Raw genomic sequence first — 17,632 nt, forward strand, 5'->3', positions numbered from 1 at the left:
GCGACCACACGCCCACCGCTTTCTCGTCCCGACGGGCCACCCGCGTCGCTCAAGGGATCCACCAAGCGCACGCCGGCGCCAGAACCGGCCATCAGCCCCCGGGAGGCCTCGTTCCATGAGCGACACCACGTCCACGAAGGGCAGCGACTTCGAATCCGGCCTCGCCAAGAGCGATACGCGCGTCGCCGACTTCTCCGGCCACGGCCGGACCCCGCTGCAGCATCTCCAGCATTTCCTGCACGCCAACCCGACGATGGTGCCGATCATCGTCCTCCTGTTCGGCATCATGGTGTTCGGCCTCCTGATCGGCCAGCGCTTCTTCAACGCCTTCACGATGACGCTGATCCTCCAGCAGGTCGCGATCGTGGGCATCGTCGGCGTCGCGCAGACGCTGATCATCCTGACCGCCGGCATCGACCTGTCGGTCGGCGCGATCATGGTCCTGTCCTCGGTGATCATGGGCAACCTTGCGGTCGGCATGGGCGTGCCCGCCCCGATCGCGATCCTCGTCGGCTTCGCGGTCGGCACGCTCTGCGGCGCGATCAACGGCGTCCTCGTCGCCAAGGTGAAGCTGCCGCCCTTCATCGTCACGCTCGGCATGTGGTTCGTCTACGAGGCGATCAACTTCATCTACACCCAAAATGCGACGATCCGGGCGCAGGACGTGACGGCGGAAGCCCCGCTCCTCCAGTTCCTCGGCAACACGTTCCAGATCGGCGGCGCGGTCTTCACTTATGCGGTGGTCAGCGTCCTCGTTCTCGTCGCGCTGTTCTACTACATCCTGAACTACACCTCCTGGGGCCGCCACGTTTACGCGATCGGCGACGACGAGGATGCGGCGCGCCTGTCGGGCATCCGCTCCAACAAGGTGCTGATCTCGGTCTACGCCGTGTCGGGCCTCATCTGCGCCTTCGCCGGCTGGGCGCTGATCGGGCGCATCGGCTCGGTCTCGCCGACCTCGGGCTACGAGGCCAATATCCAGGCGATCACCGCGGTGGTGATCGGCGGCACCTCGCTCTTCGGTGGCCGCGGCTCGGTGCTCGGCACCCTCGTCGGCGCGCTCATCGTCGGCGTCTTCGCCATGGGACTGCGCATCTACGGCACCGATCCTCAGTGGACACGCCTCACCGTCGGTGCTCTCATCATTCTGGCCGTGGCGGCCGACCAGTGGATCAGAAAGGTCTCGGCGTAATGGTTCAGTACGGCACCCAACCCGTTCTCCAGGCGCGCGGCCTGAACAAGCGCTACGGCCGCGTGGTGGCGATCGACAACGCCGACTTCGACCTCTATCCCGGCGAGATCCTCGCCGTGATCGGCGACAACGGCGCCGGCAAGTCGACCCTCATCAAGGCCCTGTCGGGCGCGGTGACGCCCGATGCCGGCGAGATCCGCCTCGACGGCAAGCCCGTCACCTTCGCCAACCCGCAGGCCGCACGCGACGCCGGTATCGAGACGGTCTACCAGCAACTGGCGCTCTCGCCCGCCCTGTCGATCGCCGACAACATGTTCCTCGGCCGCGAGCTGCGGCGTCCGGGGCCGCTCGGCTCCTACCTGCGCATGCTCGACAAGCCGCGCATGCGCAAGATCGCCCGCGAGAAGCTGTCCGAACTCGGGCTGATGACGATCCAGAACATCGACCAAGCGGTGGAAACGCTGTCGGGCGGCCAGCGCCAGGGCGTCGCGGTGGCGCGCGCGGCGGCCTTCGGCTCCAAGGTCCTGATCCTCGACGAGCCGACCGCAGCGCTCGGCGTCAAGGAATCGCGCAAGGTTCTCGACCTCATCCTCGAGGTGCGCGCGCGCGGCCTGCCGATCGTCCTGATCTCGCACAACATGCCGCATGTCTTCGAGATCGCCGACCGCATCCACATCCATCGCCTGTCGAAGCGCCTGTGCGTGGTGGACCCGAAGTCGATCACGATGTCGGATGCCGTGGCCCTGATGACAGGCGCCAAGGCACCGGAGCCGGAGATCCTCGCGGCCTGACCAGCCCCGCCCACGCAAGTTCCGAAGCCGGCCTCCGAGCCGGCTTCGTCTGTTTCCGGGTGCCTCTCGCCTTGACCTGCAGCCGGAACGGGCGAGCTTTCAGAGCGATCCGCCGCCGGAGACCGACACCATGAGCGAACGCTACGACCTCTATTATTGGCCCGGCATCCAGGGCCGTGGCGAGTTCCCGCGTCTGGTGCTGGAAGCGGCCGAAGCGCCCTATCGCGACATGGCGCGCCTCGACGAGGCGGCGGGCGGCGGCGTCCCCGCGATGATGCGCGTGCTGGAAACCGGCATCGGACACCACATCCCCTTCGCCCCGCCCTTCCTGGTCGTCGGCGACCGGCTCGTCGCGCAGTCGGCCGAGATCTCCGCCTATCTCGGCGAGCGGCTCGGCCTGGCGCCCGATACGGAAGCCGATCGCCTCTTCGCGCGCACCATAGCGCTGACGACGGCCGATCTCGTGACGGACGCGCACGACACACACCATCCCATCGCGACGAGCCTCTATTACGCGGACCAGAAGCCGGAAGCCCTGCGCCGCGCGCAAGAGTTCCGGGGCGAGCGCATGCCGAAGTTCCTCGGCTGGTACGAATGGCTTCTCGAGATGAACGACCATGGCGTCCTTGTCGGGGATCGCCTGACCTATGCCGATCTCGGCCTGTTCCAGGTGATGGAAGGCCTGCGCTACGCCTTCCCGCGCCGGATGGGTGCGATCGAAGGCCGGTACCCCCGTGTCATCGCGCTCCACGACGCCGTCGCGCAGCATCCGGCGGTCGCACGCTACCTCGCGAGCCCCCGCCGCCTTCCATTCAACGAGGACGGGATCTTCCGGCACTATCCCGAACTCGACGGAGAGTGAGCGGGATCGCCGCGCGGCCCGGCCTCATGAAAAAGGGGCGGCGGCATCGCTGCCGCCGCCCCTTGTTCTCGGTTGGACTACCGCCGCGGCGGTGCGCGGTCAGTTCGCGAGCTTCGAGGCGAAGAGCGCGAGCCCCTGCTGGTAGACGGTCGCCCGGTTCCAGTCGACGAGGCGCGCGAAGTTCGGCTCGCCCGGGCCGTAGCCGGCGCCCGCGATCCAGCCGTGCTGCTTGAGGAAGTTGGCCGTGGAGGCAAGGACGTCCGCCTTGGAGCGGATGAGGTCGCGGCGGCCGTCGCCGTCGAAGTCCACGGCATAGCGCAGGTAGTTCTTGGCGAGGAACTGCGTCTGGCCGATCTCGCCGGCCCAGGCGCCCTTCATGTCTGCGGCGCGCTTGTCGCCCCGGTTGACGATCTGGAGCGCGGCCATCAGCTCTTCGGTGAAGAAGTCCGAGCGGCGGCAGTCGTAGGAGAGGGTCGCCAGCGAGCGGAAGATGTTCATGTTGCCGGAGTTGGCGCCGAAGCCCGTCTCCATGCCCCAGATCGCGACGAGGATCTCCTTCTGGACGCCGTAGCGCTGCTCGATGCGGTTCAGGAGATCGCGATTCTGCGCGATGATCCCCTTGCCCTTCTTGACGAAGGATGCGGGCGCGCGGCGCTCCATGAAGGCGTCGAGCGACAGCTTGAAGCTCTTCTGGTTGCGATCGAGGCTGATGACCTTGGGATCGTAGGTGACGTTGCCGAGCGCGGTCTGCAGCGTCTCCTGCGAGATGCCGCTGGCCGCCGCCTGCGCCTTGAAGCTCTCGAGCCAGGGCTGGAAGCCGGCCGAGGAGTTGCCGCAGCTCTGGGCGAGCGCGGGCGCCGCGAAGCTGACGGCGGCGGCGGCAAGGGCCGCCCGGAACAGCGGAAGTGTCTTCATGCGTTGGTCCCCTTATGGTCTGGCCCGCCGCCGCGATCCCCCTCGAAGGCCCGGTCGGCGCTGGTTCATGTGAATGGGTGAAGTGGGTGCAGATGCACCACCGTCGATTGATTCTTCGGCCTTAAACAACAAGAAAGCGTTTGCGAAGTGGCGAGCGGACCGGCTTTGCGTCGCACGCAGTCGCGCCGCCCCGTCACGCTTTCGCGAGCCCCCATCGACACGAGGGGGCTGGAAAGGCGAGATCGAGGCTCCAACTCCCGCCCATACGACCCTCGTGATCGAAAGTCCGCCGATGTTCATTGCCATGAACCGCTTCAAGGTCCTGCCCGACGCCGTGGAGGAATTCGAGGCACTGTGGGCCAACCGCGAGACGCATCTCCACACGGTGCCGGGCTTTCGCGAGTTCCACATGCTGAAGGGGCCGGAGCGCGACGATCACCGTCTCTACGCCTCGCACACGATCTGGGCGAGCCGCGAGGCGTTCGAGGGGTGGACGCGATCGGAGGCCTTCCGCGCGGCCCATCGCGGCGCGGGCGGCACGCGCCCGCTCTATCTCGGCCATCCGGAATTCGAGGGTTTCGAGGTGATCCAGACCGTGGACGCGGACGGCCGTCGCAGTTGACGGCGCGCTCCGCCCGCTACTCGGCCGCGATCGGACGCACCCAGAGCGAGGAGCAGACGATGCGGCTCGTGTCGCACCGGTCCTTGTGACGCCCCGCGATCTCGACGACCTCCTCCATCAGCCCGTCCGACAGGCGGGTCGGCTCGAGGCCGAGATTGATCAGCGAATCGTTGGCGACCACGAGATCGTTCTCGGCCATCTCCTTGCGGGGATTGTCGAGATGCTCGACCGGCACGCCGGTCATCCGCGACACCATCTGGGCGAGATCACCCACCCGGTGCGTCTCGGTCATCTGGTTCATGATCTTGACGCGGTCGCCGCGCTTGGGCGCCGACTGGATGGCGAGCGCGATGCAGCGCACCGTGTCGCGGATGTGGATGAAGGCGCGGGTCTGGCCGCCCGTGCCGTGGACGGTCAGCGGATGGCCGATCGCGGCCTGCGCCAGGAAGCGGTTCAGCACCGTGCCGTAGTCGCCGTCGTAGTCGAAGCGGTTGACGAGGCGCTCGTCGAGGTCGGTCTCGGGCGTCGAGGTGCCCCAGACGATGCCCTGATGCAGATCGGTGATCTTCAAACCGTCATTCTTGGCATAGTACAGGAAGAGGAGCTGATCGAGGGTCTTCGTCATATGGTAGATCGAACCGGGATCCACCGGGTACAGGATCTCCACGGTCGCCTCCGCGCCCGCCGAGCGCAGGGTCGCGTCGATATAGCCTTCCGGGATCGTCATCCCCTTGGTCTTGCCGTAGCCGTAGACGCCCATCGTCCCGAGATGGACGAGATGCGCGTCCGGGCACGCCTCCACCATGGCGCACAGGACCGACGATGTCGCGTTGACGTTGTTGTCGACCGTGTAGCGTTTGTGCCACGGCGATTTCATCGAATAGGGCGCGGCGCGCTGCTCGGCGAAATGCACGATGGCGTCCGGGGCGACCTGGCGGAACAGCGCTTCCAGCCGGTCGTAGTCCTTGGCGACGTCGAGCTCGACGAAGTCGATCGGCGTGTTGCGCGTCTCGCGCCAGGCCTGCAGACGCTCCTCGATGGAGCGTATCGGCGTCAGGCTGGAGACGCCGAGTTCCTCGTCGGTCCGGCGGCGAACCAGGTTGTCGACGATCGTGACATGGTGCCCTTCGGCCGACAGGTGGAGGGAGGTGGCCCATCCGCAGAACCCGTCGCCACCCAGAACAATCACCTTCATGCGGACATCACTTTCGTCTCGTGGCGCGCCCCGGCGCACTCGGTCAGCGCAAGCTCTATCATTGCAAAAAGCATTCGGAAACGGACCTTCCGTTTCCCGGCATCGGGGGACTGTGAAACATGCGCATCCTGATCGGATCGGACGCGGCCGCGCCGCAGGTGAACGGCGTCGTCCGGGTTCTGGAAACCACGGCCGGCTGGCTCCGGCGGTTCGGCCATGAGGTCGAGCTTTTCGGACCGGACGACTGTCCGCACTCGATCCCGGCGCCGGGCTACCCGGAGGTGCGCCTCGCGGTCGCCCCGGGGCGCACGATCGCCAGCCGCATCGAGGCCTTCCGGCCCGACTCGATCCACATTCCGGTGGAGGGCACGATCGGCCTGTCGATGCGCCGCTTCTGCCGGACGCGCAACATCCCGTTCACGACCTCCTTCCACACGCGCTTCGGCGACTACTTCGACCGCAAGTTCGGCTTCGGCTCGGCCGCGGCCTATGCCGCGCAGCGCTGGTTCCACAACGGCGGGGCGGGCATGATGGTGCAGACCGACACGCTGGAGCAGGAACTGTCGGCGCGGGGCTTTCGCAACATCTCGCGCTGGGGACGGGCGGTCGACACCGAACTCTTCCATCCCTGCCGCGGCGAGGCCGGCTTCGACGTGGACTTCCTGAACCTGCCGCGCCCGATCTTCATGTATCTCGGCCGCGTCTCGGACGAGAAGAACCTGCCGGCCTTCCTCGGTCTCGACCTGCCGGGATCCAAGGTCGTCGTCGGCGATGGCCCGGCCAAGGCGCGGCTGGCAACCGCCCACCCGGACGCGCATTTCCTCGGCTACCGCCACGGCGCGGATCTCGCACGTCATCTCTCGGCGGCCGACGTCTTCGTGTTTCCCTCGCGCTTCGAGACCTTCGGGCTCGTGGTGCTGGAATCGCTCGCCTGCGGCACGCCGGTCGCCGCGCTTCCCGTTCCCGGCCCGCGCGACATCGTCGGCGGCACGCCGCATGCCGTCCTGTCGGAGGACCTGCGCGCGGCCGCGCTCGGCGCCCTGTCGATCGACCGGGACGGGTGCCGACGGTTTGCGGAAGGGTTTTCATGGGAGCGCTGTTCGCGCGAGTTCGAGGCGAACCTCGTGCCGATCCCGCAGGTACTCTGGTCCTCGTCGGGGCAACTGGCCGAAGCGGCCTGAAACGCGAGCGCGTTTGCGTCTCTGTGAAGTCCGGCGGGTCGCATTCGACCCACCGGAACGATCTGCGGTTGGTCAGACCGCCTTGGCGGCGGCCTTGCGGGTCCGCTTCACCGGCTTGGCCGCGACGATCGCCGCCGCCGCCACGGCTTCCTCGGCCTCGCGCGCCAGGCGCAGCGCGCGCAGGCGGGTGGTCTTGTCGTTCGTCGCCTTGGCCTCGGCGCTGATCATGCGCATCGCCGATCCCTTTTCGGCGCGATTGGCGATGTCGCCGAGCTCGCTCGAGCGCGGCGTCTCGCTCCTGACTGGCATATCCATGATGCATGTCCTTCCCGGCCGGGACCTTGATCCGGCGGCACGGGACAAAGCCCCCGCGCGCGGAAAACCCGGCATGGCGGCCGGAGCGACCGCCTGAGGGAAGAACTAGAGCGCGAACGACGGTTTGCGAGGGCGACGGGCCTTCACAGGGTGACGTAGGTGCCCAGTTCCACCACGCGGTTGGCGGGGATCTTATAGTAGTCGATCATGTCGTAGGAGTGCCGCGCCATCTTGATGAAGAGCTGGCTCTGCCAGCGCGGCATGTCGGATCGGACCGCCGAGCGGATGCGCCGGCGTCCGACGAAGAACGTCGTCGACATCACGTCGAACTTGATGCCCTTCTCGCGCAACTGGATGAGCGCCTGCACGAGGTTCGGCTCCTCCAGGAAGCCGTAGTGCAGCTCGATCCGGGCAAAGCCCGGCGCCAGCTCGCGGTAGTCGATGCGCTCGGCGAGCGGCACATAGGGCGTGTTCACCGTGCGGATGGTGACGATGACGTTGCGCTCGTGCAGCACGCGGTTGTGCTTGAGATTGTGCAGGAGCGCGGAGGGCACCGTCTCCGGCGTCGAGGTGAGGTAGAGGGCCGTACCCGGCACGCGCGAGACCGACGAGGTCTCCATCGCCTTGATGAAGGTCTCGAGCGACAGGTTCTGCTGCGCCGCCTTCGAGTTGAGAAGGCGAACGCCCCGCACCCACACGGCCATCAGCACGACGATGCAGCCGCCGATCACGAGCGGCAGGTAGCCGCCGTCGGCCAGCTTCAGGAGGTTGGCGGCGAGATAGGCCATGTCGATCATCAGGAACGGCGTGACCACTGCGATCGCAAGGCCAAGGCCCCACTTCCAGCCATAGGCGAAGACGACGACCGCCAGAAGGCTCGTCACCACCATCGTGCCGGTCACGGCGATGCCGTAGGCGGCGGCGAGCGAGGACGAATCCTGGAAGAAGAGGACGAGCAGCACGACGCCGATCAGCATCAGCCAGTTGACGGTCGGCAGGTAGATCTGTCCCTGCTCGGTCTCGGACGTGTACTCGATCTGCAGCCGCGGCAGGAGGCCGAGCTGGATCGCCTGCTGGGTCAGCGAGAAGGCGCCGGTGATCACCGCCTGGCCCGCGATGATCGTCGCCATCGTGGCGAGGATCACGAGCGGAAGGCGCGCCCATTCGGGCGCCGACAGGAAGAAGAGGTTCGGCAGCACCGCCGGGTCGTGCAGCGCGTAGGCGCCCTGCCCGAGATAGTTGAGAAGCAGCGCCGGGCCGACGAAGCCGAGCCAGGCGATCTGGATCGGCCTCTTGCCGAAATGGCCCATGTCCGCATAGAGCGCCTCGGCACCCGTCACCGCCAGGAACACCGAGCCGAGCACGGTAAAGCCGATGATGCCATGGCTGGTCATGAACCAGAACCCATTGATCGGGTTCAGGGCATGCAGGATCTGTGGGGCGTCGCCGATATGCGAGATGCCGATCAGGGCCAGGGTGACGAACCAGATCGCCATGATCGGGCCGAAGAACCGCGCCACCTGCGATGTACCGAAGGACTGCACCGCATAGAGGCCGATGATGATCACCAGCGCGATGGGGACGATGTAGGGATCGAGCCCCGGCGCGGTGACTTTCAGACCTTCCACCGCCGACAGGACCGAGACGGCCGGCGTCAGGATCGCGTCGCCGTAGAACAGCGCGGCACCGACGATGCCAAGGCCGAGGATCACCTTGTTGGGCTTGGCGAGCGCCTTTTGCGCAAGCGCCATGAGGGACAGCGGACCGCCCTCGCCCTGGTTGTCCGCCCGCAGGATCAGCATCACGTATTTCACCGTGACGACGAAGATCAGCGACCAGACCAGCAGCGATACGATGCCGATGATCTCGCTTGCCGACGGCACGCCGCCGACATGAAGGAGCGATTCCTTCATGGCGTAGAGCGGGCTGGTCCCGATATCGCCATAGACGACGCCGATACTTCCAAGGATCAGAGGTCCAAGGCTCTTGGCGTGCGGGTTCTCGCGCGTCTGGATCTGCGTCTCGGCCGCTGGGGCCGCCTGACCGCTGGTCATTCCTCGAACGAGGCCTCCGGGATGGATCGGAACGGTGGGGTCAAGAGGCTCGACGCCTTCGCCTCTGTCTTGCGGCGCGCCCGGACGGAGCGGCACCACGGGGAATGATCGTCGCCCGCCCGCCGGAAAGCGCGCGGCACGTGCGGCAGCGGCCATAGCATGGAAACACGGTCCGGCAAATGACGCCGGTCGACGCATCGCCAAACCGGCGATGTCCAGCCAAAATTTGCCCTCGCCGCACCTGTGCCGACGCCTTCCCGGCGGGATGGGCCGTCATATGTACCCGGAACAAAAGGTCGAACTCCGGTCGGCTGGCGGGCAGAAGGCGCCGGTTCACGCAAACGGAGGACCGGAACGCGTGCGAGGAGACCGCGATGACGTCGGACAGGGATCAGGAAATCCGGAACCTGGCCTATTTCCTCTGGGAAAAGGCCGGCCGCCCGGCTGGGCACGAGCATGATTTCTGGGCCGCCGCCGCCCGCGAAGTCGAGGGCGACCAGCGCAAGGACGACGGCACGCACGAGAACCGCTTCGTCGCGCGCTGACGACGCAAAACTTCGCCAAGACGGGAGAAGCACCATGCGGCAGGACATCGCAGAACATATGGACGTGATCGGCGCCGACGGCGTGCATGTCGGCACGGTCGACCGCGTCGAGGAGCACCGGATCAAGCTGACGCGCCGAGACAGCGGCGAAGGCGATCACAAGGGCCACCATCACTACGTGCCGATCGGCCTCGTCGCCGAGGTCGAGGGCCAGACGGTTCGCCTGTCGGCCAATGCCGACGTCGCCGTCTCGATGGAGGAAGAAGAGGACGGCTCGCCGGCCTGACCGACCGCCAGTCCGTGCGGCAGGCGACACCGCTGGCCGCCACCAGACGAGTGCCGGGTCTTCCGGCCTCGTTGACTCCGCAGCCCGGCTGCGCAATCATTTCGACATTCCGAGGGGTGCACCACACAGGTGCTGAGATGGCCGGCCGGCCGAACCCTTGAACCTGATCCGGGTCATACCGGCGTAGGAACGGGAATGGGCGTCACCGCCTTCGTTGTCTCCGCTCGACATCCGGATCTCTTGTGGCCGCAGCCCGGCCGGGGAGATCGCATGCGCCGTTTCCACGTTCCAGACCGTCATCGATCCCCATCGAAGAGCCTGCGACCGCGCGCCTGACGCTCTCGCATGCGCGCCTTTCGCACCGTCGTAATGGGGCTCATCGCCGGGCTTCTCGCCTGGCAGGCGATCGTGCTTCTTCTCGAGCCGCCGCGCTACATGCTGCCGGCGCCCTGGGAAGTCTGTCGCACGCTCGTCGCGCAGTCAGGCCGGCTGGCGCGTGAATCGCTCGTCACCTTCACGGAAGTGGCGCTCGGGCTGATCCTCGGTGTCGCCACCGGCGCGGTCACCGGGCTCACCGCCGTCGCCTTCCCGCGTTTCGGGGCAATCCTCTGGCCGCAGGTCCTGATCCTTCAGGCGATGCCGGTCTTCGCCCTCGCCCCGCTTCTCGTTCTCTGGTTCGGCTTCGGCCTGGCCTCGAAGGTGGTTATGGCGGCCCTCATCATCTTCTTTCCCGTCGCCTCGGCCTTTGCCGACGGCCTTCGGCGCACCGACCCCGAGCTTCTCGATGCGACGGCGATGACCGAGGCGAGCCATTTCCAGGCGCTGCGGCACGTGCGCATTCCCCTTGCCATGCCCGCCCTCGTCAGCGGTCTGCGCGTCGCAGCCCCCCTCGCCCCGCTCGGGGCGGTGATCGGCGAATGGGTGGGCGCGTCGGGCGGACTCGGCTTCCTGATGATCCAGGCGAACGCGCGGATGCAGACCGACCTCCTGTTCGCAGCCTTGGCGATCCTCGCAGCCCTGACGCTGTCGCTGCGCGCCCTCGTCGACCAGATCGCGCCCCGCCTCTCGCCGTGGGCGTTCGAAGACCAGCCCCCGCCCTTCCTGAAACGACCGCCCCTCTCTAGGACCTCGACCGGATGATCCTTCGCCCGCTTCTTGCCGCCATCGGTTTCGCGCTCGCAGCGCTCGGCCCGGCCCCGGCGCTTGCCGCCGACAAGCTGACCGTCCTCCTCGAATGGTTCGTCAACCCGGATCATGTGCCGCTCGTCGTCGCGCGCGAGAAGGGGTTCTTCGCAGCGCGCGGGCTCGACGTCGACCTCGTCCCGCCGGCCGATCCGTCCGCGCCTCCGCGGCTCCTTGCTGCCGGCGAGGCCGACGTCGCCGTCCACTACCAGCCCAACCTGATGCTCGACGTGAAGGCCGGCCTGCCACTGGTGCGCTTCGGCACGCTGGTCGAGACCCCGCTCAACACCGTGATGGTGCGTGCCGACGGACCAGTGAAGACGCTCGCCGACCTCAAGGGTCGCAAGATCGGCTATTCCGTCGCCGGCATCGAGGAAGCCGTGCTCTCGGCGATGCTCGGCTCCGTCGGCCTCTCGCTCTCCGACGTCGAACTCGTGAACGTGAACTTCGCGCTGACGCCCTCGCTTCTGTCGGGAAACGTCGATGCCACGATCGGTGCCTACCGGAACTTCGAACTCACGCAGATCCGCCTCGAGGGCCACGAGGGCCAGGCCTTCTTTCCCGAGGAGAACGGCGTCCCCGCCTATGACGAACTGATCCTCGTCACCAGCCGCGAGAAGCTCGGCGATCCGCGCTTGCCGCGGTTCCTGGCCGCCGTGGAAGAGGCGGCGATCTTTGCGACCAATCATCCGGACGAGGCGCTCGCCCTGTTCCTCAAGGCTTATCCCGATCTCGACGACGAGTTGAACCGGCGCGCCTTCGCCGACACCCTCCCGCGCTTCGCCAAGCGCCCCTTCGCGCTCGACGCCGGCCGCTACGCGCGCTTTGCCACGTTCATGAAAGACAAGGGCCTTCTCGATGCCGCGCCTCCGCTGGCCGACTATGCCGTGGAGCTGACCCCGTGACCGTGATCGCGCTCACGATCGCAGGCTCCGACTCGGGCGGCGGGGCCGGCATCCAGGCCGACCTCAAGACCTTTTCGGCGCTCGGCGTTTTCGGCGCCAGCGTCGTCACCGCCGTCACCGCTCAGAATACGCGCGGCGTGACCGCGATCGAGGACCTGTCGCCCGGCATCGTCGCAGCGCAGATCGACGCGGTCCTGTCGGACCTTGCCGTCGGTGCGATCAAGATCGGCATGGTGTCGCGCACCGAGACGATCCGCGCGATTGCCGAGCGCCTGCGCGCGCATGGACGGTGCGCCGTCGTCGATCCCGTGATGGTCGCAACCTCCGGGGATCGCCTCATGCGAGAGGAGGCGATCGAGGCGCTGCGCTCCGAACTCCTGCCGCTCGCCGACGTCGCGACGCCCAATCTTCACGAAGCTGCGCTTCTGATCGATCGGCCGATGGCTTCGGGCGAAGCCGAGATGGAACAGCAGGGCCGCGCGATCCTCGACTTCGGCGCACGCGCCGTTCTCGTGAAGGGCGGGCACGGAACGGGCTCGGACAGCGTCGATCTTCTCGTCCGACCGGAACGCGTCGAGCGCCTGTCGGCGCCGCGCGTCGCAACGCGCCACGATCACGGCACGGGCTGCACGCTCGCGGCTGCCATCACCGCCGAACTGGCGCGAGGATCGGAACTTCGGGACGCGACCGTCCGGGCCAAGGCCTACCTCACCGACGCCCTCGAAGCCGGCATGACGCTCGGCGTGGGCTCCGGCCGCGGTCCCGTCCACCATTTCCATCGCTGGTGGCCTGCTTCGATGCTTGGAGACGCTCCTTGAACCCCCGCTTCTCCGATGCGCTGCGCGAGGCCAGCGAACCCGACTGGAGCGCCGGCGTCGCGCATCGCTTCGTGCGCGAACTCGGCGAAGGTTCGGTCGCGCCGGGCGTGATGGCGTCCTACCTCGTTCAGGACCATCGCTTCCTCGATGACTTCCTGGGGCTTCTCGGCGCGGCGATCGCCTCCGCCGACACGTTCGACGCCCGCCTGCGGCTCGGCCGCTTTGCCGGGACGATCGCGGGCGAGGAGAACACCTATTTCCTGCGCGCCTTCGAGGCGCTCGGGATCGATGCGGAACGGCGGATCGGCGAGCCCGACAAGGCCGCGACCCGCGGCTTCCGCGCCCTGATGCGCGAGGCGGCGCAGGCCGGCTCCTATCCGTGCGCCATCGCGGTCCTGACGGTCGCCGAATGGCTGTATCTCGAATGGGCCCGACGCTGTCCTTATCCCCGGCCACCGCATTTCCTGCATGCCGAGTGGATCACGCTGCACGACAATGCCGAGTTCGGCGAGTTCGTCTCGTTCCTGCGTGCCGAGCTCGATCGCGTCGGCCCGTCGCAAGCCGTGCGCGTCGGCGAGTTTTTCACCCGCGCCGTCCGGCTCGAACGCGCCTTCTTCGATGCCGCCTACGAGGGTTGACGATGGATCTCTTCGACCACCTGACCGCGACGGCCGGCTCGCACTGGACCGGTTACATCGACCACGAGTTCGTCCGGCGGATGGGCGACGGCAGCCTGCCCGCGCCGGCGTTCCGCCGCTATCTCGAGCAGGACTACCTCTTCCTGATCCAGTTCGCCCGCGCCAACGCGCTGGCCGTCTACAAGAGCCGGACGCTCGACGACATGCGCGCCGCACACACGGCGCTCGGTGCGATCCTCGACGTCGAGCTGTCGCTGCACGTCAGGCTCTGCGCCGGATGGGGGCTGAGCTCGGCGGCGCTCGAAGCGGCGGAGGAGCACCCTGCGACGCTTGCCTACACGCGCTACGTCCTCGACTGCGGCCAGGGCGGCGACCTCCTCGACCTTCATGTCGCGCTGGCCCCATGCGTCATCGGCTATGCGGTGATCGCCCGTCGCCTCGCGCCCTCGTGTGGCGCCTCACACCCCTATCGAGACTGGATCATGGAATACGCGGGCGACGCCTACCAGAGCGTCGCGATGCGCGCGCGCGCGCATCTGGACCGGCTCGCACAGCGACATCTCACACAAGAACGCGCGGGCGAACTCGAAAAGATTTTTGCCACCGCCTGCCGGCTGGAGAGCGACTTCTGGCAGATGGGCCTAGACGAACCCGCGTCCCACGCCTGAGCGAAGGTCAGGCGATGTGAAACGTGCCGTAGGACGCTGATCGAGATTTAGAGACCGAAGGAAGTGGTGCCCAAGGGCGGAATCGAACCACCGACACTGCGATTTTCAGTCGCATGCTCTACCAACTGAGCTACTTGGGCGCCGTTCGGGAGCCGGCCCAGGCGGGTCGTTCCGTTCGGTCCGCGCCTTATAGTCAGGCCCTATCCGCCTGTCCACCCCCCTCAAAGCCCCCGTCGAAAAAACCGTCACACGACACGCCTTGCGCTCCCCGCCAGCCTATGGCAATAGAGCCGCCGTCGGCTTGCTGCGGTAGCTCAGTGGTAGAGCACTCCATTGGTAATGGAGAGGTCGAGAGTTCAATCCTCTCTCGCAGCACCATTTTCCCGAACAAAAACAGTCACTTAGCGTCCGGATCGCTCCGGAGTGCCTAACCACCGTTTCGTGGGCAGCACGCGGGCAGCACGATTCTTTTCGTCGTCCGCAGCGTGTTCACAGCTCGCGTTGACAGTCCGGCAATCTCGGCCGGGCGATTCGGAGCGGACGTTTTGTCCGTCAGTTGGTATCGCGCCTGGTGGCGCCTGACGGTAGCGACAGCGCGACGACATTGTCGCCAAGGTCGAGCTCGGCGCTGATCGTAAGATTGCGGCCGCGGCGCTTGGCCTCGTAGAGCGCCTTGTCCGCGCGAGCGTAGCCCGACATCACCTCGTCTTCCCCGATCCGGGCGAGGCCAACGCTTGCCGTTACCTTCAGGCCCGGTGGCAGACGGGATCCCCCAATGTCCTGAAGCCTCGTGCGCAGCCGATCGGCCGCTCCGGCTGCCTCCCCAAGCGACATGCCGTTCAGCGCGAGGGCGAATTCCTCGCCGCCGACCCGCCCCACAAAGTGCGGTGCCCCCATCCCCTCGCGTAGGGAACGACCGACCTCGGCGATGACGTAGTCGCCGACAAGGTGCCCGTACGTGTCGTTGATTCGTTTGAAGTGGTCGATGTCAATAACGCCGAGCGTCATGTCGGCGCCACTCGCCTTGACGCGATCTAGAGAGGCGAAGAAACCGCGCCGGTTCAGAAGCCCGGTTTGGATATCGGTCAAGGCGAGCGTCTCGAACCGCTCCTTCAGTTCGAAGAGGCGCAGGTTCGACCGGGCCAGGAGGCCGAGAAAGAGCAGCGACATCGCAGCCGCGATCAGCGTCGTCTGGATGAATGACGGCCAGATGCGGTCGGGCTGCGTGTAGAGATTGACCAAGGCGTCGACGCCATCGGTCACCGCGACGATTCCCAGCGTCGCAAGCGCCACCTTGATCCGCATTTCCCGGCGGCTGCGAATGGCGGTGAGATTGGCGAACATCGACTGCATGGCGGCGGGCTCCCGGGCTGAACGGGATCCTAAGCCAGCATTATTGACGTGCGTTGAATGGCGAACGGTCAGGACCGCACACGATAGCCCGCGCGATCGTTGCCGATCAGATGCGCTGCATCTGCCGCAAACCGCGATCGGATGCTGTTGAGCGATACCAATTTTTCGGTTCCGAAAGAGGACAAAGCTACTATCTCCACTCGCAAAACGCTCCTGCCGCGGACTATTGGTAGTCATGAAGCTGCAGAACGCCGAATCATCCGTTTTGCAGCGATCATTGCTCGAGATGGAGAATTGTCTTGGAAGAGAAGTCTAACGCGGTTGAGCTAGCGGTCGAAATCACAACCGCATGGCTCAGCAATCCGAACACGCGGGTCGCTCCTGAGGACGTTCACACCTTCTTGAAGAACAGCCACTCCGCTCTCGTCGGCATGATCGACCCGCCGGTCGAAGCAGCTCCCGCGGCTGAAGAAGCGCCGGCGGAATATCAGGGTGCCGTCAGCGCGCGAAAGAGCTTGGCCGATCCCGACATCATCATCAGCATGATCGACGGGAAGCCCTACAAAGCGCTTCGACGTCACCTCGCGACGCATGGCTTGACGCCTGACACATATCGCGAGCGGTACGGGCTGAAGGCGGACTATCCGATGGTCGCGCCGAACTATTCGAAGCGTCGTGCGGAAGTGGCCAAGGCATTGGGCCTTGGGCGCAAGCGCGTCGCGCCGACTGAAGTTGCCGCGGACGAAGCTACTGCGTCCGAAGCGGCGGCCGCGCCAGTGTCCGCGTCCGCGGGTAAGCCGAAGGCCAAGCGGTCCGCGAAGGCTGCGGCGAAGGCGGACGCCTGATTGAGCGAGCCGGTCCCGCTGGTCCAGTGGAACCGTCCAAACGCAAGAAGGGCCGCGCGTAGCGGCCCCTCCCCCTTCGCGATCTTCGATGTCCGGTCAGGCATTGCACTGCCGGCGGTGCGCGTAGTCCAGGACGACCGCGACGAGCGCGTCGTGGAGATCGCTATGCGCGCTGTCCATCATCTGACGAGCGGCCAGCGCCAACGCCGCAAAGGCGCCTTCGTCCGATGTGCACGGGGGCGTGTTGTCGCAAAGATCGTCCATGACCGCGGCGAAACGATCGTCGTCGACCTGGTCATCGCCCGGCGCGTTCTCGAGCCGATCGGCCTCTGCGTTGAAGTTGAGGACGGCCGCTAAGAGCGGGTCGGATCCGACGAGCGTTGCGATCGAAGCGGCAGGGGTGGTGGCGTTCATTGCTGCTTAACTCCCGTTGTGATACCTCAGGAATTAATCGGTGCCTGAAGCACTGTCAATACCTCAGGTATTACGAGGCGGCGCGAACAATGATCACAAGCGAACAGGTACGAGCCGCCCGTGCGCTGATCCGTTGGGAACAGCGGGATCTCGCGAACGCTTCGGCCGTGTCCCTGCCGTCGATCAAGCGCCTAGAGACATCGCCTGGTCTCCTAGCTGCGCAGCCTCGCACGGTCGCGGCGATCCGCGCCGCGCTTGAGGCGGCCGGCGTGGAGTTCATCCCGGAGAACGGAGGCGGGGCCGGCGTGCGGCTGCGGGATCGAAAGCTCTAGCTGAGCTGAGGCTGACGATCGTGTTGCCGAGCGTGAAAACCGGGCGGCAGTTTCCCGCCGTCCGGCCTGTAGACCTTAGTTCGCCGAGGGCATCGGCGCCCCGTTCGCCGCGGGCGGCGCCGGCGGCAGCGTGAGATCGGGAATGCGATCGGTCAGCGGCTTGGCCGCTGCGATGCAGGCGTCCATAGGCTCATCGCCGCAGTTGATCCGGATACCCGCATCGCGGCCGAGCCGGATTTCCACGCCCTTGCCCATCGGCGGCGGGGGTGGCGGTCCGCGGTGATCGCCGGGACGCGGCGCCTCGCCCGGAGGGGGCGGAGGCGGCAAGTCGGCCGGTGCGGGACGGGCGTTGCCGTCCGGTCCGGGCATGGCCGCAGCGGCCGGCTGTGGGGGCGGAGCATCGGGCGACGGCGCACTCTGCGCCGCCGCGAACGAGGTGAGCCCGACGGCAAAAGCCGTTGCGAGCAACGCTGATTTGATCATGAGATGTCGATCCTTGAGCAAGATGCTTCGATCCGG

At 66.7% G+C, this 17,632-nt stretch carries 19 protein-coding genes, 2 tRNA genes, 1 pseudogene and 1 riboswitch; of the genes and pseudogenes, 14 read left to right on the top strand and 8 right to left on the bottom strand.

What is annotated here, in order from left to right:
- The first annotated feature begins 115 nt into the window (after nt 1–115).
- The 3 genes from BM175_RS08255 (at nt 116) to BM175_RS08265 (ending at nt 2,845) form a co-directional block, all read left to right on the top strand.
- Nucleotides 116–1,192: an ABC transporter permease gene (locus tag BM175_RS08255; protein ID WP_090961818.1), complete on the top strand. Its 1,077-nt coding sequence runs from the start codon at nt 116–118 to the stop codon at nt 1,190–1,192.
- On the top strand, nt 1,192–1,983 hold the full coding sequence (locus BM175_RS08260; RefSeq protein WP_090961820.1) for an ATP-binding cassette domain-containing protein: 792 nt from the start codon (nt 1,192–1,194) through the stop codon (nt 1,981–1,983). The genes BM175_RS08255 and BM175_RS08260 overlap by 1 nt, the downstream gene beginning before the upstream one ends.
- 130 nt (nt 1,984–2,113) lie before the next feature.
- On the top strand, nt 2,114–2,845 hold the full coding sequence (locus BM175_RS08265) for a glutathione S-transferase (RefSeq protein ID WP_090961823.1): 732 nt from the start codon (nt 2,114–2,116) through the stop codon (nt 2,843–2,845).
- A 99-nt stretch (nt 2,846–2,944) separates the two neighbouring features.
- Here BM175_RS08265 and BM175_RS08270 read toward each other — a convergent pair whose 3' ends face one another.
- The gene (locus BM175_RS08270) at nt 2,945–3,760 is read right to left on the bottom strand and encodes a lytic murein transglycosylase (protein ID WP_090961825.1); all 816 of its coding nucleotides are present in this window, start codon (nt 3,758–3,760) and stop codon (nt 2,945–2,947) included.
- A gap of 292 nt (nt 3,761–4,052) precedes the next feature.
- Between BM175_RS08270 and hmuQ the strand changes: the two genes are divergently transcribed.
- Nucleotides 4,053–4,382 carry a heme-degrading protein HmuQ gene (gene hmuQ, locus BM175_RS08275; RefSeq protein WP_090961827.1) on the top strand — a complete coding sequence of 110 codons (330 nt, stop codon included), beginning with the start codon at nt 4,053–4,055 and terminating at the stop codon, nt 4,380–4,382.
- Between the two features lie 16 nt (nt 4,383–4,398).
- On the opposite strand, the gene BM175_RS08280 is transcribed toward hmuQ, so the two are convergent.
- Nucleotides 4,399–5,577: an NAD-dependent epimerase/dehydratase family protein gene (locus tag BM175_RS08280; protein ID WP_090961829.1), complete on the bottom strand. Its 1,179-nt coding sequence runs from the start codon at nt 5,575–5,577 to the stop codon at nt 4,399–4,401.
- 119 nt (nt 5,578–5,696) lie between these two features.
- On the opposite strand from BM175_RS08280, the gene BM175_RS08285 reads away from it, so the two are divergent.
- Complete coding sequence (locus tag BM175_RS08285; protein ID WP_090961830.1) at nt 5,697–6,758, top strand: glycosyltransferase family 4 protein; 1,062 nt, start codon at nt 5,697–5,699, stop codon at nt 6,756–6,758.
- 72 nt (nt 6,759–6,830) lie between these two features.
- On the opposite strand, the gene BM175_RS23055 is transcribed toward BM175_RS08285, so the two are convergent.
- Together BM175_RS23055 and BM175_RS08295 are read right to left on the bottom strand one after the other, a co-directional pair.
- Entirely contained in the window at nt 6,831–7,073 is a 243-nt protein-coding gene (locus BM175_RS23055) for a hypothetical protein (protein WP_090961832.1), read from the bottom strand.
- Nucleotides 7,074–7,216: 143 nt separating this feature from the next.
- The gene (locus BM175_RS08295; RefSeq protein WP_090961834.1) at nt 7,217–9,127 is read right to left on the bottom strand and encodes a potassium transporter Kup; all 1,911 of its coding nucleotides are present in this window, start codon (nt 9,125–9,127) and stop codon (nt 7,217–7,219) included.
- Nucleotides 9,128–9,501: 374 nt separating this feature from the next.
- Between BM175_RS08295 and BM175_RS08300 the strand changes: the two genes are divergently transcribed.
- From BM175_RS08300 to tenA, 7 genes are all read left to right on the top strand, one after another.
- A complete protein-coding gene (locus BM175_RS08300; RefSeq protein WP_090961835.1) occupies nt 9,502–9,672 on the top strand; it encodes a DUF2934 domain-containing protein in 171 nt (56 codons plus the stop codon).
- Between the two features lie 34 nt (nt 9,673–9,706).
- Entirely contained in the window at nt 9,707–9,958 is a 252-nt protein-coding gene (locus BM175_RS08305; RefSeq protein ID WP_090961837.1) for a DUF2171 domain-containing protein, read from the top strand.
- 102 nt (nt 9,959–10,060) lie between these two features.
- Nucleotides 10,061–10,165, top strand: a riboswitch (TPP riboswitch).
- A 138-nt stretch (nt 10,166–10,303) separates the two neighbouring features.
- A complete protein-coding gene (locus BM175_RS08310) occupies nt 10,304–11,098 on the top strand; it encodes an ABC transporter permease (RefSeq protein WP_090961839.1) in 795 nt (264 codons plus the stop codon).
- Entirely contained in the window at nt 11,098–12,045 is a 948-nt protein-coding gene (locus BM175_RS08315; RefSeq protein WP_244545929.1) for an ABC transporter substrate-binding protein, read from the top strand. Before BM175_RS08310 ends, BM175_RS08315 begins: the two co-directional genes overlap by 1 nt.
- Complete coding sequence (gene thiD / locus BM175_RS08320) at nt 12,042–12,863, top strand: bifunctional hydroxymethylpyrimidine kinase/phosphomethylpyrimidine kinase (RefSeq protein WP_090961844.1); 822 nt, start codon at nt 12,042–12,044, stop codon at nt 12,861–12,863. Before BM175_RS08315 ends, thiD begins: the two co-directional genes overlap by 4 nt.
- Nucleotides 12,860–13,501: a TenA family protein gene (locus BM175_RS08325; protein WP_090961845.1), complete on the top strand. Its 642-nt coding sequence runs from the start codon at nt 12,860–12,862 to the stop codon at nt 13,499–13,501. The genes thiD and BM175_RS08325 overlap by 4 nt, the downstream gene beginning before the upstream one ends.
- 2 nt (nt 13,502–13,503) lie before the next feature.
- Nucleotides 13,504–14,169: a thiaminase II gene (gene tenA, locus BM175_RS08330; protein ID WP_090961847.1), complete on the top strand. Its 666-nt coding sequence runs from the start codon at nt 13,504–13,506 to the stop codon at nt 14,167–14,169.
- Between the two features lie 64 nt (nt 14,170–14,233).
- Here the strand turns inward: tenA and BM175_RS08335 are convergent.
- Nucleotides 14,234–14,309, bottom strand: a tRNA-Phe gene (locus tag BM175_RS08335).
- 163 nt (nt 14,310–14,472) lie between these two features.
- Here BM175_RS08335 and BM175_RS08340 point away from each other — a divergent pair.
- Nucleotides 14,473–14,547, top strand: a tRNA-Thr gene (locus tag BM175_RS08340).
- A 174-nt stretch (nt 14,548–14,721) separates the two neighbouring features.
- Here BM175_RS08340 and BM175_RS08345 read toward each other — a convergent pair.
- Complete coding sequence (locus BM175_RS08345) at nt 14,722–15,759, bottom strand: GGDEF domain-containing protein (protein WP_090961849.1); 1,038 nt, start codon at nt 15,757–15,759, stop codon at nt 14,722–14,724.
- Nucleotides 15,760–15,821: 62 nt separating this feature from the next.
- Between BM175_RS08345 and BM175_RS08350 the strand changes: the two genes are divergently transcribed.
- Nucleotides 15,822–16,367: a Ros/MucR family transcriptional regulator gene (locus tag BM175_RS08350; protein WP_210185773.1), complete on the top strand. Its 546-nt coding sequence runs from the start codon at nt 15,822–15,824 to the stop codon at nt 16,365–16,367.
- 96 nt (nt 16,368–16,463) lie between these two features.
- Here BM175_RS08350 and BM175_RS08355 read toward each other — a convergent pair whose 3' ends face one another.
- Nucleotides 16,464–16,781, bottom strand: coding sequence for a hypothetical protein (locus BM175_RS08355; RefSeq protein WP_090961854.1), 318 nt, complete (start codon nt 16,779–16,781; stop codon nt 16,464–16,466).
- Between the two features lie 407 nt (nt 16,782–17,188).
- Nucleotides 17,189–17,632 (bottom strand): annotated as a pseudogene (locus BM175_RS22350) (hypothetical protein); the annotation flags it as partial.

The organism is Aureimonas phyllosphaerae (genome assembly GCF_900113065.1).
Classification (GTDB): Bacteria; Pseudomonadota; Alphaproteobacteria; order Rhizobiales; family Rhizobiaceae; genus Aureimonas; species Aureimonas phyllosphaerae.

What these genes read in the sequence shown, in the direction of transcription:
- BM175_RS08260 (WP_090961820.1), top strand. Translation starts at nt 1,192, where the DNA reads ATGGTTCAGTACGGCACCCAACCCGTTCTCCAGGCGCGCGGCCTGAAC.
- BM175_RS08300 (WP_090961835.1), top strand. Translation starts at nt 9,502, where the DNA reads ATGACGTCGGACAGGGATCAGGAAATCCGGAACCTGGCCTATTTCCTC.
- BM175_RS23055 (WP_090961832.1), bottom strand. Translation starts at nt 7,073, where the DNA reads ATGGATATGCCAGTCAGGAGCGAGACGCCGCGCTCGAGCGAGCTCGGC.
- BM175_RS08270 (WP_090961825.1), bottom strand. Translation starts at nt 3,760, where the DNA reads ATGAAGACACTTCCGCTGTTCCGGGCGGCCCTTGCCGCCGCCGCCGTC.
- BM175_RS08305 (WP_090961837.1), top strand. Translation starts at nt 9,707, where the DNA reads ATGCGGCAGGACATCGCAGAACATATGGACGTGATCGGCGCCGACGGC.
- BM175_RS08280 (WP_090961829.1), bottom strand. Translation starts at nt 5,577, where the DNA reads ATGAAGGTGATTGTTCTGGGTGGCGACGGGTTCTGCGGATGGGCCACC.
- BM175_RS08295 (WP_090961834.1), bottom strand. Translation starts at nt 9,127, where the DNA reads ATGACCAGCGGTCAGGCGGCCCCAGCGGCCGAGACGCAGATCCAGACG.
- BM175_RS08265 (WP_090961823.1), top strand. Translation starts at nt 2,114, where the DNA reads ATGAGCGAACGCTACGACCTCTATTATTGGCCCGGCATCCAGGGCCGT.
- hmuQ (WP_090961827.1), top strand. Translation starts at nt 4,053, where the DNA reads ATGTTCATTGCCATGAACCGCTTCAAGGTCCTGCCCGACGCCGTGGAG.
- BM175_RS08355 (WP_090961854.1), bottom strand. Translation starts at nt 16,781, where the DNA reads ATGAACGCCACCACCCCTGCCGCTTCGATCGCAACGCTCGTCGGATCC.
- tenA (WP_090961847.1), top strand. Translation starts at nt 13,504, where the DNA reads ATGGATCTCTTCGACCACCTGACCGCGACGGCCGGCTCGCACTGGACC.
- BM175_RS08255 (WP_090961818.1), top strand. Translation starts at nt 116, where the DNA reads ATGAGCGACACCACGTCCACGAAGGGCAGCGACTTCGAATCCGGCCTC.
- BM175_RS08285 (WP_090961830.1), top strand. Translation starts at nt 5,697, where the DNA reads ATGCGCATCCTGATCGGATCGGACGCGGCCGCGCCGCAGGTGAACGGC.
- BM175_RS08310 (WP_090961839.1), top strand. Translation starts at nt 10,304, where the DNA reads ATGCGCGCCTTTCGCACCGTCGTAATGGGGCTCATCGCCGGGCTTCTC.
- BM175_RS08345 (WP_090961849.1), bottom strand. Translation starts at nt 15,759, where the DNA reads ATGACTACCAATAGTCCGCGGCAGGAGCGTTTTGCGAGTGGAGATAGT.